This window comes from Dickeya oryzae, from assembly GCF_009372235.1.
GTDB lineage: Bacteria > Pseudomonadota > Gammaproteobacteria > Enterobacterales > Enterobacteriaceae > Dickeya > Dickeya oryzae.
Map to the genome: position 1 here is coordinate 202236 of NZ_ML762920.1, position 16396 is coordinate 218631.

Below are 16396 nucleotides of genomic sequence, written 5' to 3' on the forward strand. Positions count from 1 at the left end.
ACCGGATGAGGCAGTGCTTGCGTCACAATTCATTTACATAGGAAATGACGTGGGTGTCGGGCCTGTGGGGATAATAAGGGCGCGTCGAACGATGGTACCATAGCAGAAATTCTGCTGATGATAAAAAGAGCAAAAGGCAAGAAAAACGAACGGATATGCCCCACACAGACAACACCGTCATCAGACGGCGTTGTGGTGGGGAGAAAGGAATGAATTAGTGGCGGTTTCTGACCAGTTGATAACGGCGGGTCAGATACTCAATCGGCGCGCTCCAGATATGTACCAGACGGCAGAATGGGAACAGCAGGAACAGCGTCATCCCCAATACCAGGTGTACCCGGAAAATGAAGGCCACATCATCCAGATAGGCTGAGGCACCACCCCGGAAAGTGACGACGGCCTGCGCCCAGTTCACCAGCTTCATCATCTCGCTGCCGTCCATGTGCTGCGCGGAAAACGGGATGGTCAACAACCCCAACGCCGCCTGAATCACCAGCAATGTCAGGATCAGAATATCACCGGTGGTGGAGGTGGCGCGGACACGCGGGTTAGTCAGCCGACGTCTTAACAACAAGATACCGCCAACCAGCGTCAACAGACCGCAAGCACCGCCACCGAACATCGCCATTTTCTGTTTTACGTCCAACGGCAGGAAAGATTCGTACATCCAGTGTGGCGTCATCATGCCCACAAAATGGCCGCCCAGTACGCCCAGAATGCCGATGTGGAACAGGTTAGATGCCAGCCGCATGCCTTTTTTATCCAGCATCTGACTGGAGCCAGCACGCCAGCTGTACTGACCATAGTCATAACGCAGCCAGCTGCCTGCCAGGAAAACCGCACCGGCGATGTAAGGATAGATATCGAATAAAAACAGATTGAGGTAATGCATCAGCAATCTCCTTTGACCGGTGAAGCGTCAAGGTTCAGGTAGTGCGGTGCCACCGCGTCGGCGAACCGACGCTGATGACGAGTTTGTTGCGCCGGGGCGCAGCCCGCGTCGGCCAAAAAGCGGGCCTGCTCCTCCTCCCATACGGCATCCAGCGCCAGTGGCGTGTCGTCGCGTGCTTCTTGCGCCACTTTCTCCGCCACCGCGTCGCTTGACGGCTCGCACGCCGCCAGCGTCAGTAACAACTCCAGCAACAGGGCATAGTCACTGTCGCGCTGGCGTAAGCGCTCCGCCAGCAGCGTCAGGATCGGCGCGATATCACGCAGTCCATCACGCGCGGCCTGCGGTTCACGCAACGTCAAATACTCCAGATACAGCGGCAGGAAATCCGGCAGTTCACGGCAGTCCAGCGCCAGGCCGACCTCACGGTATTGCGTCAGCAAGTCCACCATCGCCTGACCACGCTCACGCGATTCGCCATGGACGTGTTCAAACAGCAGCAATGACAGCGCACGACCGCGATCAAACAGCTCGCTGTAGCGCGCCTGTCGGTCCAGCAGGTCGCCCTGATAAAAGTCGCCGATGAACTGCAACAACTGCGCGCTTTGGCGCAGCGGCAGCTCGTCAGCCTGCTCCAGCGCCTCCAGCATGTCCTGACGCTGTTGCCACAGCTCCGCATCCGGGTACTCCAGCAGCCGGGCGATAACACGAAGACTGATCATGACTTGTTCTCCTGCATCCGCCGGCTCATGTTCTGGGTTTTGCTGGTGACGTCGATAGCGTCAATGCGGCGGCTGTTAAACAGGTTGAACGAGGAATCGCTGCCGTGGCAGCCGTCGCCGAAGCTGAAGCCACAGCCATGCGCTTCCGGGAAGGCTTCACGCGCCAGTTCACGATGGCTGGACGGCACCACAAAGCGATCTTCATAGTTGGCGATCGCCAGATAGCGGTACATCTCTTCGGCCTGCGATGGCGTCAGCCCCACCTGCTCCAGCGCGCTGGTATCGGTGACCTGCTCGACGGTCTGCGCACGCTTGAAGTGACGCATCGCCAGCATGCGCCGCAATGCCCGCAGCACCGGACGGGTATCGCCTGCTGTCAGCAGGTTCGCCAGATACTGCACCGGGATACGCAGGCTTTCGACGTCCGGCAGGACACCGCTGTGCGCCAGGTTACCCGCATCGGCTGCTGCCTGAATCGGTGACAACGGCGGCACGTACCACACCATCGGCAGTGTGCGGTATTCCGGGTGCAGCGGCAGCGCCAGTTGCCATTCCACCGCCAGTTTGTACACCGGCGACTGTTGTGCGGCTTCAATCACGCTGAGCGGAATGCCGTCACGTTGTGCCTGAGCAATCACCTCGGGGTCGTTCGGGTCGAGGAAAATGTCTAACTGACGGCTGTACAGATCGGTTTCATTCTCCGTGGAGGCCGCCTGTTCGATGCGGTCGGCATCGTAGAGCAGGACACCCAGATAGCGGATACGCCCCACGCAGGTTTCCGAGCACAGCGTCGGCATGCCGGATTCAATACGCGGATAACAGAAAATACATTTTTCTGATTTGCCGCTCTTCCAGTTGAAGTAGATTTTCTTGTACGGGCAGCCAGTCAGGCACATGCGCCAGCCACGGCATTTATCCTGATCGATCAGCACAATGCCGTCTTCCGCGCGCTTGTAAATCGCTCCACTCGGACAGGTGGCGACGCACGCCGGATTCAGGCAGTGTTCGCACAGTCGCGGCAAGTACATCATGAAAGTGTTTTCGAACTGTCCGTACATGTCTTTCTGCATGTCGTCGAAGTTCTTGTCCTGCGAGCGTTTGCTGAACTCACCACCCAGATCATCTTCCCAGTTCGGACCGTTTTCGATCTTCTCCATGCGCTGGCCGGTTATCAGCGAACGCGGACGTGCCACTGGCTGATGCCGACTTTCGCCGGCACGTTGCAGGTGTGCGTAGTCGTAGTCAAACGGCTCGTAGTAGTCATCCAGCGCTGGAACATCCGGGTTGGCGAAAATCTTCGACAACACCCCCACACGGTTACCCATGCGCGGTTCCAGTCGACCGTTGATCTTACGAATCCAGCCGCCCTTCCATTTTTCCTGATCTTCCCAGGCATGGGGATAACCGGTGCCGGGTTTGGTTTCCACGTTGTTGAACCAGGCGTATTCCACCCCTTCGCGGCTGGTCCAGACGTTTTTACAGGTCACCGAACAGGTGTGGCAGCCAATGCATTTATCCAGATTCAGCACCATGCCGACTTGTGAACGAATTTTCATCAGGCTTTCTCCTGCAGATGAGGTTGCACATGGGAAGACAGGTCGTCATGGCTGTCCTCATCCAGCCAGTCGATACGGTTCATCTTACGCACCACCACGAATTCATCGCGGTTAGAACCGACAGTGCCGTAGTAGTTAAAGCCGTACGCCAGTTGGGCATAGCCGCCAATCATATGGGTTGGTTTCGGGCAAACACGCGTCACGGAGTTATGGATACCGCCGCGCTGGCCGGTGATTTCAGAACCCGGCAGGTGCACCAGTCGCTCCTGCGCGTGGTACATCATGGTCATCCCTGCCGGAACACGCTGGCTTACCACCGCACGGGCCGTCAGCGCACCGTTAGCGTTAAATACTTCTATCCAGTCGTTATCGACGATGTTCAGCTCGCGGGCATCATCCTCGCTCAGCCAGACGATCGGACCACCACGGCTGAGTGTCAGCATCAACAGGTTTTCACTATAGGTAGAGTGAATCCCCCATTTCTGATGCGGCGTCAGGAAGTTGAGCGCCTTCTCCGGGTTACCGTTCGGTTTCTTGTTCAACAACGGCTGAGCGGCACGGGTATCTACCGGCGGACGGTAAACCAACAGGCTTTCACCGAAGGCACGCATCCACTCATGATCCTGATACAGTTGCTGGCGACCGGAGATAGTGCGCCACGGAATCAGCTCATGCACGTTGGTGTAACAGGCGTTGTAAGACACATGCTCGTCTTCAAGGCCAGACCAGGTTGGGCTGGAGATGATCTTGCGTGGCTGTGCCTGAATATCCCGAAAACGAATTTTCTCATCCTCTTTCGGGTGCGCCAGATGGGTGTGATCACGCCCGGTGACCTTACCCAACGCATCCCAGGCTTTCACCGCCACCTGACCGTTGGTTTCCGGTGCCAGCGACAGAATCACTTCAGCCGCATCAATGGCACTGTCGATTCTCGGGCGACCTGCCGCCGCGCCCTCCTCCTGCACCCGGTTCAGGCGCTTGAGGAGGTCCACTTCATGTTGCGTATTCCAGCTAATACCTTTACCGCCGTTGCCGAGCTTATCCAGCAGCGGGCCGAGTGAGGTAAAGCGGGCATACAGGTTCGGGTAATCGCGTTCCACGGTCATAATGTGCGGTGCGGTTTTACCCGGTATCAGGTCACATTCGCCTTTTTTCCAGTCTTTCACACCCAGCGGCTGCGCCAGTTCGGCGGCGGAGTCGTGCTGAATCGGCAACGTGACCACATCGGTTTCGACCCCAAGGTGACCCTGACACACGCGAGAGAAGGTTTTTGCCAGCCCTTTATAGATTTCCCAGTCGGTTTTCGACTCCCAGGCCGGGTCGACCGCGGCAGACAACGGATGAATGAACGGATGCATATCCGAGGTGTTCATGTCGTCTTTTTCATACCAGGTGGCGGTCGGCAACACGATGTCGGAATAGAGGCAGGTACTGGACATACGGAAATCCAGCGTCACGACCAGATCCAGCTTGCCTTCACCACCTTGTGCGCGCCATTCCACTTCTTCCGGTGTGACCGCCCCCTGCTCGCCCAGGTCCTGTCCCTGAATACCGTGCTCGGTACCCAGCAGATACTTCAGCATGTACTCATGGCCCTTACCGGAAGAGCCCAGCAAGTTGGAACGCCAGATAAACAGGTTACGCGGGAAGTTTTGCGGGCTGTCCGGCTGCTCAGCGGCAAAACGCAGACGACCGGCTTTCAGTTCCGCTATGGTGAAATCCTGCGGTGACATACCGGCGGCGGCAGCCTGTTCGGCGATACGCAGCGGGTTGGCACCCAGTTGTGGTGCGGAAGGCAACCAGCCCATGCGCTCAGCACGCACGTTAAAATCAATCAAACTGCCACTAAAGCGTGATGAGTCTGCCAGCGGCGACAACAATTCCTGCGGTGCAACGGTTTCATAGCGCCACTGGCTGGAATGGTTATAGAAGAACGAGGTGCTGTTCATGTGACGTGGCGGACGCTGCCAGTCCAGACCGAACGCCAGCGGCAACCAGCCGGTTTGCGGGCGCAGTTTCTCCTGGCCGACATAGTGTGCCCAGCCGCCGCCGCTCTGCCCGACACAACCGCAGAAGATCAGCATGTTGATGATCCCTCGGTAGTTCATGTCGAGGTGATACCAGTGGTTCATACCGGCACCGACGATGATCATCGAGCGTCCGTGGGTTTTGTCGGCGTTGTCGGCAAACTCACGTGCGATGCGGATGATGTTCTGCCGTGATACGCCGGTAATCTGCTCGGCCCACGCCGGGGTATAGGCTTTGACCTGATCGTAATCACTGGCGCACTGTGCGTCATCCAAGCCACGATCCACACCGTAATTAGCCAGCGTCAGATCAAAGACGCTGGTCACCAGCCCTTCCTGACCGTCAGCCAGCGTCAGGCGTTTTACCGGCAGTTGATGCAGCAGCACTTCATCGAGCGCGACGCTGGCAAAGTGTTCACTGGTGGCACCGCCAAAATACGGGAAGCCGACGGACACCACCTCGTCATGGTGGCCCAGCAAGCTCAGTTGCAGGTTAACATCACGCTGGGAACCCCCTTCGCGCTGTTCCAGGTTCCATTTGCCTTGCTCACCCCAGCGATAGCCGATAGAACCCTGCGGCGCTACCAGCTCGCCCGTGGTTTCATCAATCGCGATGGTTTTCCATTCCGGGTTGTTTTGCTGGCCCAGATTCCCCACCAGGTCGGCGGCTCGCAATAAACGCCCGGCGGCGTAGCTGCCATCGGCACGCGGTTCCAGCAATACCAACATCGGCATGTCGGTATAGCGGCGCACATAGTCAGTGAAATATTGACGCGGTTGCTTGAGATGGAACTCGTTGAGGATCACGTGGCCCATTGCCAGCGCCAGCGCGCTGTCGGTACCTTGTTTCGGGTTCAGCCACTGATCACACAGTTTGGCGATTTCGGCATAATCCGGGGTAATGGCAACCGTTTTGGTGCCTTTGTAACGGACTTCAGCAAAGAAATGCGCATCAGGAGTACGGGTCTGCGGTACGTTGGAACCCCAGGCAATAATGTACGACGAGTTATACCAGTCGGCCGATTCCGGCACGTCGGTTTGCTCGCCCCAGGTCTGCGGTGAGGCGGGCGGCAGGTCGCAATACCAGTCGTAGAAACTCAGGCACACCCCACCCATCAGTGACAGGTAACGGGCACCGGCGGCGTAAGACACCATCGACATCGCCGGGATCGGCGAAAAGCCAATCACCCGGTCCGGGCCAAAGGTTTTGGCGGTATACACGTTAGCGGCAGCAATCAGCTCATTCACTTCCTGCCAGTCGGCACGGACAAAACCACCACGACCACGGACTTGCTTGTATTCTTTCGTTTTATTCGCATCGCCAACAATCGACGCCCAGGCATCTACCGGGTCAGCATGGTGACGACGCGCTTCACGCCACAGCTTCATCAGGCGCTTACGCATCATCGGGTATTTCAGGCGGTTGGCGCTATAGAGATACCAGGAATAACTGGCACCGCGTGGGCAGCCGCGCGGTTCATGGTTCGGCAGATCAGGCCGGGTGCGAGGGTAATCGGTTTGTTGCGTCTCCCAGGTGACCAGCCCGTTTTTGACGTAAATTTTCCAGCTACATGAGCCGGTACAGTTGACGCCATGCGTCGAACGCACCACTTTGTCATGTTGCCAGCGGCTACGGTAGCCATCCTCCCAGTCACGGTTGGTATTCAGTGTCTGGCCGTGATCACCGGAAAACGGTTCGGCCACCTGTTTGAAATAGCGTAACCGGTCAAGAAATTTGCTCATCCGGACTCTCCTGCTGCGGAACCTGAAGGTCCCTGTCGTTATGGAAAAGGGTCAGGCTGACCACCGACTTCGCACGGCATTATCGGGAAAACAGCCTGATGCTTTGCTCACTATGGACCGCAGCTTAGCCAGCCGACTCTGAGGCAGAATTGACAGTGATCAAGCTCCATCTGGTGTTTACGCCCTCCCAGCGGGGGAAATACCACTAAAGGATTAATGCAAAAAACCCCTCTAATTAATTGAATAAAAACACAATTAGACCCTTCCTCATGAAAGGGGGGGCAGGTAATTTCCGTTAAGGACTCTTTAGAGGTAGAGCAGCGCTGCCTGCAGGGGAAAAGGCGATACGCAACGACATCATCAGCACAGGCCCCCAACCGATGGCACGGCGAATGGAAGCGTTCACCCGGCTGAATAGATTGATCCATGGCGCACAAACCTTAATTTCCATCACATTTTATAAGGATAAAAACATTATAATGAACACATTCAGTGAATATATTCACTTTGTTAAAATTCAGCGATTCACCCTTATGCCAAAACCAGGGAGTTCCTATCATGAACCCGAACCATAAAATCCTATTTGAGCCGTTTAATATTGGAAAACTGGAGATCAAGAACCGATTCGTCATGGCACCGATGGGACCTGGTGGCTTGTGTGACGCTGACGGGTGTTTTAACGAGCGAGGCGCGGAGTACTATATTGAGCGCGCCAGAGGGGGAACCGGCCTTATCATGACAGGCGTGACCATGGTGGAAAACGATATTGAAAAATGCGCCCTGCCCTCCATGCCCTGCCCGACGTTAAATCCGCTCAATTTCATCAAAACCGCCAAAATGATGACCGAGCGAATCCATGCCTACGATGCCAAAATCTTTTTACAGCTCTCTGCCGGATTTGGCCGCGTCAGTATTCCCGCTATCGTCGGCCGCACCGCCGTTGCCCCGTCGCCCATTCCTCATCGCTGGTTGCCCGACGTCACCTGCCGGGAACTGACCAGAGAGGAAATTCACACGTATGTCAGAAAATTTGCGGAGTCGGCCGCCATTGCGCAAAAGGCCGGGTTTGACGGTATCGAAATACACGCGGTACACGAAGGATACTTGCTGGATCAGTTCGCCATTTCCTTCTTCAACCAACGCACAGATGAATACGGCGGCAGCCTGAGAAACCGCCTGCGATTTGCCATCGAAATTGTTCAGGCTATCAAGGCCGAATGCGGGCAGGATTACCCGGTATCACTGCGCTATAGTATCAAGAGCTTTATCAAAGACTGGCGACAAGGCGGCTTGCCAGGAGAAACCTTCGCCGAGCAGGGACGCGATATTGAAGAAGGTATCGAGGCGGCCAGAATCCTGGAAGAAGCCGGATATGACGCCTTCAATGGTGACGTGGGTTCCTATGACTCCTGGTATTGGGCGCACCCGCCGATGTATCAGGACAAAGGCTTGTACCTGCCTTATAACGAAATTCTAAAACGCATTCTTACTGTGCCGGTCATCACCGCTGGCCGGATGGAAGATCCTGACCGGGCCAGCAATGCCATCCTCAGTGGCCAGACGGATATGATAGCTTTAGGTCGCCCTTTGCTGGCCGATGCAGAAATTCCCAATAAAATCAAAGCTGGGAAATTTCATAAGGTTCGCCCCTGTTTATCCTGTCAGGAAGGGTGTATGGGGCGCCTGGCTAAATTCGCGGCCATCTCCTGCGCCGTCAATCCAGCCTGTGGACGGGAAAAAGACTATGCCATCGGCAAAGCGGATCAATCCAAGAAAGTCTTGATCGTCGGCGGCGGCCCGGCAGGCTGCGAAGCTGCTCGCGTTGCGGCGCTACGCGGGCACCGTGTGGTTCTGCACGAGAAAGCGAACCGCCTTGGCGGCAACCTGATTCCCGGCGGTGTCCCGGACTTCAAAGAAGATGATCATCTGCTGGCTACCTGGTATCAGGACACCCTGCAAGACTTAAACGTCGACGTTCATTTTTCCAGCACAGTGACGCAGGAGATGCTGTTAAACAGTGATGCCGACGCGGTTATTTTCGCCACCGGCTCCTCACCTCGTACCTTCTCCATTGGCTCAGCCCATAACGTCTATACCGCAGAAGAGGTATTGCTCGGTAAGAAAGCCCCCGGCAATCACACCATTATTATTGGTGGCGGACTGGTCGGCTGCGAAACCGCGCTCTGGTTGGTCAATCAGGGCAAACAGGTAACACTGGTCGAAATGCAGGGTGATATTCTGACCATCGGTGGCCCGCTATGCCATGCCAATGAAGACATGCTGCGGGATCTGGTAGCGTTTAAAAACATTCGGCTGTTAACAGATACCGTAGTTTCCGGGGCAACGGATACGGGCTTTATTTTGAAAAACGCAGCCAATGAAGAAACCGTGCTGGCCGCTGACTCTGCAATATTAGCCATCGGCTATCATTCGCAAAAAACATTATACGAGTCAGTACGCAATGAATTGCCAGAAACCTATCTCTTGGGCGATGCCAAGCAGGTGCAAAATATCATGTACGCGATTTGGGATGCCTATGAGGTAGCCAAAAACATCTAATCACCGCACCGGCGATAAGTCATGCTCTCGCCTGTTTTCGTTGATCGGGTATCACCATGGAAACAGGCGAATCTTTTTATCGCAACATCCTCGAATCGCAGGACTGCTGCAACATCACGTGTTACCTGGATGCGGACACTGGATTGATACCAGCAATCTATTCATATAATTGCGCATCCCTTCCCGCAAATCAAAACCGCCATCATGCAGGCACCAGTTATAAATCAATCCTCGTGCCGAAATAAAAAGATACTGCGTAATATTTTCGGCAGAATCCGTATTATCGATATCCCCGTTCTCCTGACCATTTTCAATGATGCGCTGTAACATCTTCTGCATATTCCGGCCTCTCATAATAAACAGCTTATTATTGCAGGTATAAAGCTGCTTTACCGTTTGCAAACCGATCTTTAGCTGATACTGAGAATATGTGTCGAAGAACTCCAGAATCCGTTCCCGTGTTGTCGCGGCAAGATACTGAGAATGGTATTTATCCAGGAAATAGGTGTCTGCCTGCTCATACATTTCGACGAAGATGTCGGTTTTGGTTTTAAAATGCCGGTAAAAAGACCCGACCGAAACACCCGCATCGGTACAGATATGGCTGATGGTGATATCGTCAATTGCCATATCTTCCATTAACCTGAGCGTACTCTCATAGAGTTTCTTTCGCGTCGCCAGGTTTCTTAACTGCCGTGTCGTTAATTTTTCTGTTGTCATAGGTATCCCAAATCATTGGCATCACAGGGAAGTAGCAGCCAGGCATCCCGTCCGCCGCCGAAAAACCGGCGCACATTCCCGACCAGCGTTATACCACTCATCAGCCATCGGCACTATATTCGGGAGCGGTAATTCATTTGGACACGGCAATTCATGAGGTATGGGAATTTATGGGGTAGGATAGCTCAGGCCTCTTTGCCTGTGCCGACGCGCCAGGCACACCCTGGCACGTCACACACATCAGAACTCAGGCGCGCGTTTTGCGCCCGTAACACAGCCAGGTGATCAACACACAGGCAACATAGAACACCACAAACACCTTCATGGCACCGGCAGGTGAACCGGTCAGCGCCAGCGATGTTCCAAACGCTTTCGGAATGAAAAAGCCGCCGATAGCACCGATAGCGGAGATAAACCCTAACGCCGCGGCGGTATCGGTCACAGCACTACGCTGCGCTTCCTCAGTATCACCACCTGCGGCCGTGACCCTTTCCATCGTCATACCACGGAAGATCACCGCGATCATCTGGAAGGTGGAGCCACTTCCCAGCCCGGCTGTCAAAAACAACAGCATGAAAATGCCGAAGAACATCAGGAAGGAGCCCGGCTGATTCTGACCCGGCAATGCGGTGAACAGCAGCAGTGACAGGATAGCCATCAACACAAAATTAATCAGTGTCACCCGCACACCACCGAAGCGGTCCGACAGCATGCCACCCACCGGACGCGCCAGCGCACCAAGCAACGGCCCGAAAAAGGCGTAATGCAGGACTACCACATCCGGAAACTGGGTTTTCGACAACATAGCGAAACCGGCAGAAAAACCGATAAACGAGCCGAACGCCGACAGATACAGTACGCTTAAGATCCACAGGTGTGCGCGTTTCAGTACCGGCAACTGCTGACGCAGTGACGCTCTGGCGGTGGAAAGATCATTCATACCGAACCAGGCCGCCGCCGAAGCGATAAGCAACAACGGTACCCATACCCAAGGTGCATTCTGCAGCCAGACCTGGCTGCCATCCGGCTGAACGATACCTTTACCCGTGAAACTCAGTACTGGCAGAAAGATCACCACCGGCACCAGTAGCTGCATCACGCTAACGCCCAGATTGCCAAACCCGCCATTTAACCCCAGCGCACCACCCTGCTGTGCTTTCGGGAAAAAGAAGCTGATATTCGCCATGCTGGAAGCAAAGTTAGCGCCAGCGAATCCACACAACAGCGAAATAATGATAAATACGTTGTACGGTGTCTGTGGATCCTGCACGGCAAACCCCAGCCACACACACGGAATCACCAGAATCAGCGTACTGAAGGTGGTCCAGCGGCGTCCGCCTGCCAGCGGAATAATAAATGAATACGGTACCCGCAATAATGCCCCGGATACCGATGGTAATGCCGTCAGCATAAACAGTTCATCGGTACTGAAATGGAAACCGACTTTGTTCAAATTGACAGCCACTGTGCTGAACAACATCCAGACACAGAAAGCCAACAACAGACAAGGAATGGAAATCCACAGGTTACGTTGCGCGATACCACGCCCCTGTTTTTGCCAGAACTGTACATCCTCCGGGCGCCATTCCCGGATAACAGTCTGCCGTGAAGCACCTGGCGTAATGGTTGACTGCGTCATAACAAGCCTCGGTCAGAAAAATACCCCTATCACTACGCGCCACATTAGAGGGTATGACCGAAGCAAACTTGATATACATCAACAGCTTGTTGGGTAAAAAAATGCGCTGATTTAACACCCTCTCCCAAATAGGTAAGTCGCCATGACCAGTTAATGGTGTCGTTTCATCATGTTATGACCATTAACTCCGTCACGGTACTCACCACTACCTACCAATGGAAATTGTGGAGTAACCCTTTGTGGGTATAGGGTTACTTCTGGAAATAAGAAAAAATGCCGTGGTGTGGCATGAATGGATTTCCACACTGAATCCACAATAGCTAACCGGCACCGGTCGGAATCAAGGTAACCTGTCTGACCCGCAGTCTATTCTTTAGCATACACATGTGTTTCCACTTTCGTCACAGGCGGTTTCCCTCATGTTAAGACGCTTTCGGCTTCCACTCTCACTGGTCAATCAGGTGGCGTTGTCCATGCTACTGCTTGGCCTGCTGGGTATTGCTGGTATGGCGATATCAAGCTGGATGTCACAAAGCATTCAGGGCAACGCACACGCCATCAATAAAGCCGGTTCTCTGCGCATGCAAAGTTACCGGTTATTGTCGATGGTGCCGCTTAGCGCGGGCAGCGACCATTATCTGCAAGAGCTGGAACGTGATGAAAACGACAACGATCTGCGTCAGGCAGTCATACGCGAGGGGCTAAGCGAGCAATTCACCACGCTGCAACGCTACTGGGCCGATCAATTGAAACCAAGTCTACGTCAGGCAGAACGTCCGGCGGATGCTGCCGACGCCGTCGCGGATTTTGTCCACCATCTGGACGCGCTGGTACTGGCTATCGACCAGAAGACAGAAGCGCACCTGCGGCTGGTGACGCTGGTACAGCGCATGTTTATCGTCATCATGCTGTCGCTGTTGGTGCTCACCATTTTCTATCTGCGTCACCGGTTGCTGACCCCCTGGCGCAAGTTGCTGTCGATGGCTCAAGCCATCGGTCAGGGTGAATTTCACCAGCGGGTGACCCCGCACGGTCAGGATGAAATGAGCACGCTGGCGCAAGCGCTAAACAACATGTCGGATGAATTGTCGGCGATGTACCGTGACCTGGAACAGCGTGTAGTGGAAAAGACCGCTGATTTACAACAAAAAAACGACACACTGGCGTTTCTTTATCGTTCCAGTCGCCGCTTGCATACCAATGCGCCGCTGTGTAGCCGCTTGCTGCCCGTGCTGGATGAACTCAGCGCGTTGATGCCGCTGACCGGCATTCAGTTACAGTTGTATGAAGATAACCATCAGGCACATGTCACGCCTTCCAGCCTGACCGTCATTCCCAACCCTGACACCTGCCCGGACGGCGCCTGTCAGCGCTGTGCGCACTTTTCAACCCGGATGACGTATGAAGGCAAACCGGTAAGCTGGAATCTGCATGATAAGCTCGGTCACTACGGTGTGGTATTGGCACGACTGCCGGTTCACCAACACCTGACCCCCGACCAACACCAGTTGCTCAATACATTGTTGGAGCAGCTAACCAGCACACTGGCGCTTGAACGGCAATCCAGCCATCAACAACAACTGATGCTGATGGAAGAACGCGCCACCATCGCCCGGGAGTTACACGACTCGATTGCCCAGTCGCTCTCTTGTCTGAAGATTCAGGTTAGTTGCCTGCAAATGCAGCACACCGCATTGACACCAGAAATACAACAGCAGTTGGACGCCATGCGCGATGAAATCAATACCGCTTACCGGCAGTTACGTGAATTACTGACCACTTTCCGTTTGAAGCTGTCAGAATCCGGCCTGCTGGCGGCATTACGCTCCACCGTGGAGGAGTTCAATCAACGGCTCGGCTATGACATCGTACTGAACTACCAACTGCCACCGCAGGCCGTCTCTGCCCACCAAGGGATCCACCTGTTGCAGATCGTGCGTGAAGCACTGAGTAACACCTATAAACATGCGCAGGCGACGGCAACCAGCATTACCCTGAGTCAACAGCAAGGGTATATCGAGCTGCGTGTGCGTGATAACGGCATCGGCATCAGTGATGACAACCGTCGTACCAACCACTATGGTCTTATCATCATGCGCGACCGCGCCCGAAGCCTTCACGGCGACTGTACTGTTCAACGTCTTGTTTCCGGCGGCACGGAAGTGTATGTCCGTTTTCAGGCCGACTCTCGCCAGCCCCCCGTATTATCAGGAGAAAACCATGACTAATGACGCCTCTACCGTACTGCTTATTGATGACCATCCGATGCTACGCAATGGCGTCAAACAGCTACTCAGTATGGCGCCAGACCTGTGTGTGGTCGGTGAGGCCAGTGAGGGGGAACAGGGTGTGACGCTGGCAGAACAGCTCGACCCGGACCTGATCTTGCTGGATTTGAATATGCCGGGCATGAACGGGCTGGAAACGCTGGCCCGCCTGCGGGAAACCTCGTTATCCGGGCGCATCGTGGTATTTACCGTGTCGAACCATGAGGAAGACGTGATCAGCGCCTTTAAAAGCGGAGCCGATGGCTATTTGCTAAAAGATATGGAACCGGAGGACTTGCTGGTCGCGCTTCATCAGGCAGCGGCAGGGAAAATGGTACTCAGTGATACCCTGACACCGGTTCTGGCGGCCAGCCTGCGCGAGACACGCAGCACGGATACCCGTGATATCCAGCAATTGACCCCGCGGGAAAAAGACATTCTGAAGCTAATAGCCCAAGGGTTGCCCAACAAAGTGATCGCCCGCAAGTTGACGATTACCGAAAGTACGGTAAAAGTACACGTCAAACACCTGTTGAAAAAAATGAAGCTGCGCTCACGCGTAGAAGCAGCAGTCTGGGTAGTACAAGAGAAGATTTTCTAACCAACGGCGGCTTGTGCCGCCTGTTATCCTGTTATCCACCATCACCGCTCGATGATGTTGCGTTTTACGTCTTGATGTTAAAAATTACAGTAAAATACACCCATCTACATTTCTATACGTTTACTTGCAATACGACTGATAGAGTAACCGCCGTTCATAATTTTTAGTACTTTATCGCCATTTTCCTAGATATTTCCCCATATTCATTTCCTAGACTCACCTCGTTCGGCGTTTCATTGCGCTTTAGCCAGGCTTAACCGGAGGAAAAAGAGAATGAAAGTCAGAGAACGATTTATTGGACTTGAATGGCTCCGATTTTTGCTTGGATGCTATGTGATGGTTTACCACACCGTACATATCTATCCGCAGCGTGACAAGATCCCCTTTCTCAACGAATTGACCAGCATGGGATTCTTCGCCACCAGCACATTCTTTGTGTTGTCTGGCTTTCTGCTGACGCACGTTTACCTGCGTGAAGGCCAGTTGCGTGAACCCGCCCGGCATTTTCTGGCTAAGCGGCTGTTTAACCTCTACCCAATCCATATTATCGGTCTGGTGTCCTCCATTGTGGTGGTCAGCCTGATGCACTGGCTGGCTATCCCCCCCGATGGGCAAGTCGCCAGCGCCCGCTTCGTCATCTACGACAGTAACGACCCTGGTGTCGCCCCGGAAACCCTGCGCCACTACATGGATAACGTGCAGTTGGCTGTGAATGGACTGCTGCAACTGCTGATGTTACAGGCGTGGAACCCCTATTTTTTGACCTTCAACGCGCCGTTGTGGTCGGTCTCGACGTTGTTCTTTTTCTATTTATTGTTCCCGTTACTGGCTCCACGGCTGTTGGGCAGTCGTTACCCGCGTTTGTGGCTGGTGGCCCTGTTCCTGTTATACCTGCTACCGCCGGTATGGGTTATCTGGCATCAATTATATGGCGTGCCGTATACCGGTTTGCTGCAACGCAATCCACTACTCCGACTGCCGGAATTTTTAGCCGGGATAGTGGGTTACGCCATTTTCCGTCAATATCGGGACGGTAAGATAGCGGCGTTGACCTGGATGCAAGGTTCGACCCAACGTAAAGCGCTGGGCGTATTTATCGCTCTGAGCTTCATCATCGCGACCTGGTTATTTACGCATGGCGAGCACTACTGGTATTTCCTGTTGCACAACGGCCTGCTGTTACCGGCACAGGTTGCCTTGGTCTGTTTGTGTGCTCATGCCCGAGAACCAGGCAGCGAGACGCTGAAAACCTGGGCAACCCGCCTGGGTGGCGCATCACTGTCGATTTTCGCCCTGCACGTGCCGCTGTTTAATCTGTTCCGAACCTTAGAACAGTTATTACGCGGCAATCCGTTGCAATGCTTTACCGACTGGCAGGCGTGCATCGATGCAGCAGGACGCGTGGACGTCTCCATGACTGGCTACGGGGTATTCCTGCTCACAACCGTTACCTTGTGCGTGATATTCCAGGAACAGGTCGTGACCCGCATGAAGCAGTCGCTGACCGAACGCTTCCTCACTCGCCGCTTCCAACCTTCCCGCAGCGCAGCCTGATGACAGCGGCTTAACGGTGATGTGATCTCCATCACCGTTATAGCCGTAAATCATTAATCACACGGTTTATAACAATTTCCATTCTAATTATGGGTCACTTATACCTAGAGGCGCGGCAC

At 54.3% G+C, this 16396-nt stretch carries 10 protein-coding genes; 4 read left to right on the forward strand and 6 right to left on the reverse strand.

The window, feature by feature from the left end:
• Positions 1-214: 214 nt before the first annotated feature.
• From narI to FAZ14_RS00905, 4 genes are read right to left on the reverse strand one after another with little or no spacing between them, the layout of a single operon-like run.
• Positions 215-892, reverse strand: a complete 678-nt coding sequence (gene narI / locus FAZ14_RS00890; protein WP_016942368.1) for a respiratory nitrate reductase subunit gamma — start codon at positions 890-892, stop codon at positions 215-217.
• Positions 892-1611, reverse strand: a complete 720-nt coding sequence (narJ, locus tag FAZ14_RS00895) for a nitrate reductase molybdenum cofactor assembly chaperone (RefSeq protein ID WP_153507900.1) — start codon at positions 1609-1611, stop codon at positions 892-894. The genes narI and narJ overlap by 1 nt, the downstream gene beginning before the upstream one ends.
• Positions 1608-3167, reverse strand: coding sequence for a nitrate reductase subunit beta (narH, locus tag FAZ14_RS00900; protein ID WP_153507901.1), 1560 nt, complete (start codon positions 3165-3167; stop codon positions 1608-1610). The genes narJ and narH overlap by 4 nt, the downstream gene beginning before the upstream one ends.
• Positions 3167-6937, reverse strand: a complete 3771-nt coding sequence (locus FAZ14_RS00905) for a nitrate reductase subunit alpha (protein ID WP_016942371.1) — start codon at positions 6935-6937, stop codon at positions 3167-3169. The genes narH and FAZ14_RS00905 overlap by 1 nt, the downstream gene beginning before the upstream one ends.
• 558 nt (positions 6938-7495) lie before the next feature.
• On the opposite strand from FAZ14_RS00905, the gene FAZ14_RS00910 reads away from it, so the two are divergent.
• Complete coding sequence (locus FAZ14_RS00910; protein ID WP_016942372.1) at positions 7496-9496, forward strand: oxidoreductase; 2001 nt, start codon at positions 7496-7498, stop codon at positions 9494-9496.
• Between the two features lie 114 nt (positions 9497-9610).
• On the opposite strand, the gene FAZ14_RS00915 is transcribed toward FAZ14_RS00910, so the two are convergent.
• Together FAZ14_RS00915 and FAZ14_RS00920 are read right to left on the reverse strand one after the other, a co-directional pair.
• Positions 9611-10216 carry a TetR/AcrR family transcriptional regulator gene (locus tag FAZ14_RS00915; protein ID WP_029456454.1) on the reverse strand — a complete coding sequence of 202 codons (606 nt, stop codon included), beginning with the start codon at positions 10214-10216 and terminating at the stop codon, positions 9611-9613.
• 247 nt (positions 10217-10463) lie between these two features.
• Positions 10464-11855 (reverse strand): NarK family nitrate/nitrite MFS transporter, encoded by a 1392-nt coding sequence (locus FAZ14_RS00920; protein WP_016942374.1) that lies wholly within the window; start codon positions 11853-11855, stop codon positions 10464-10466.
• 419 nt (positions 11856-12274) lie between these two features.
• Here FAZ14_RS00920 and narX point away from each other — a divergent pair, with 419 nt between their 5' ends.
• From narX to FAZ14_RS00935, 3 genes are all read left to right on the forward strand, one after another.
• Positions 12275-14083: a nitrate/nitrite two-component system sensor histidine kinase NarX gene (gene narX / locus FAZ14_RS00925; protein WP_016942375.1), complete on the forward strand. Its 1809-nt coding sequence runs from the start codon at positions 12275-12277 to the stop codon at positions 14081-14083.
• The gene (gene narL, locus FAZ14_RS00930) at positions 14076-14723 is read left to right on the forward strand and encodes a two-component system response regulator NarL (protein ID WP_012884498.1); all 648 of its coding nucleotides are present in this window, start codon (positions 14076-14078) and stop codon (positions 14721-14723) included. Before narX ends, narL begins: the two co-directional genes overlap by 8 nt.
• Before the next feature lie 273 nt (positions 14724-14996).
• Positions 14997-16277 carry an acyltransferase family protein gene (locus FAZ14_RS00935; RefSeq protein ID WP_153507902.1) on the forward strand — a complete coding sequence of 427 codons (1281 nt, stop codon included), beginning with the start codon at positions 14997-14999 and terminating at the stop codon, positions 16275-16277.
• Positions 16278-16396: the final 119 nt, after the last annotated feature.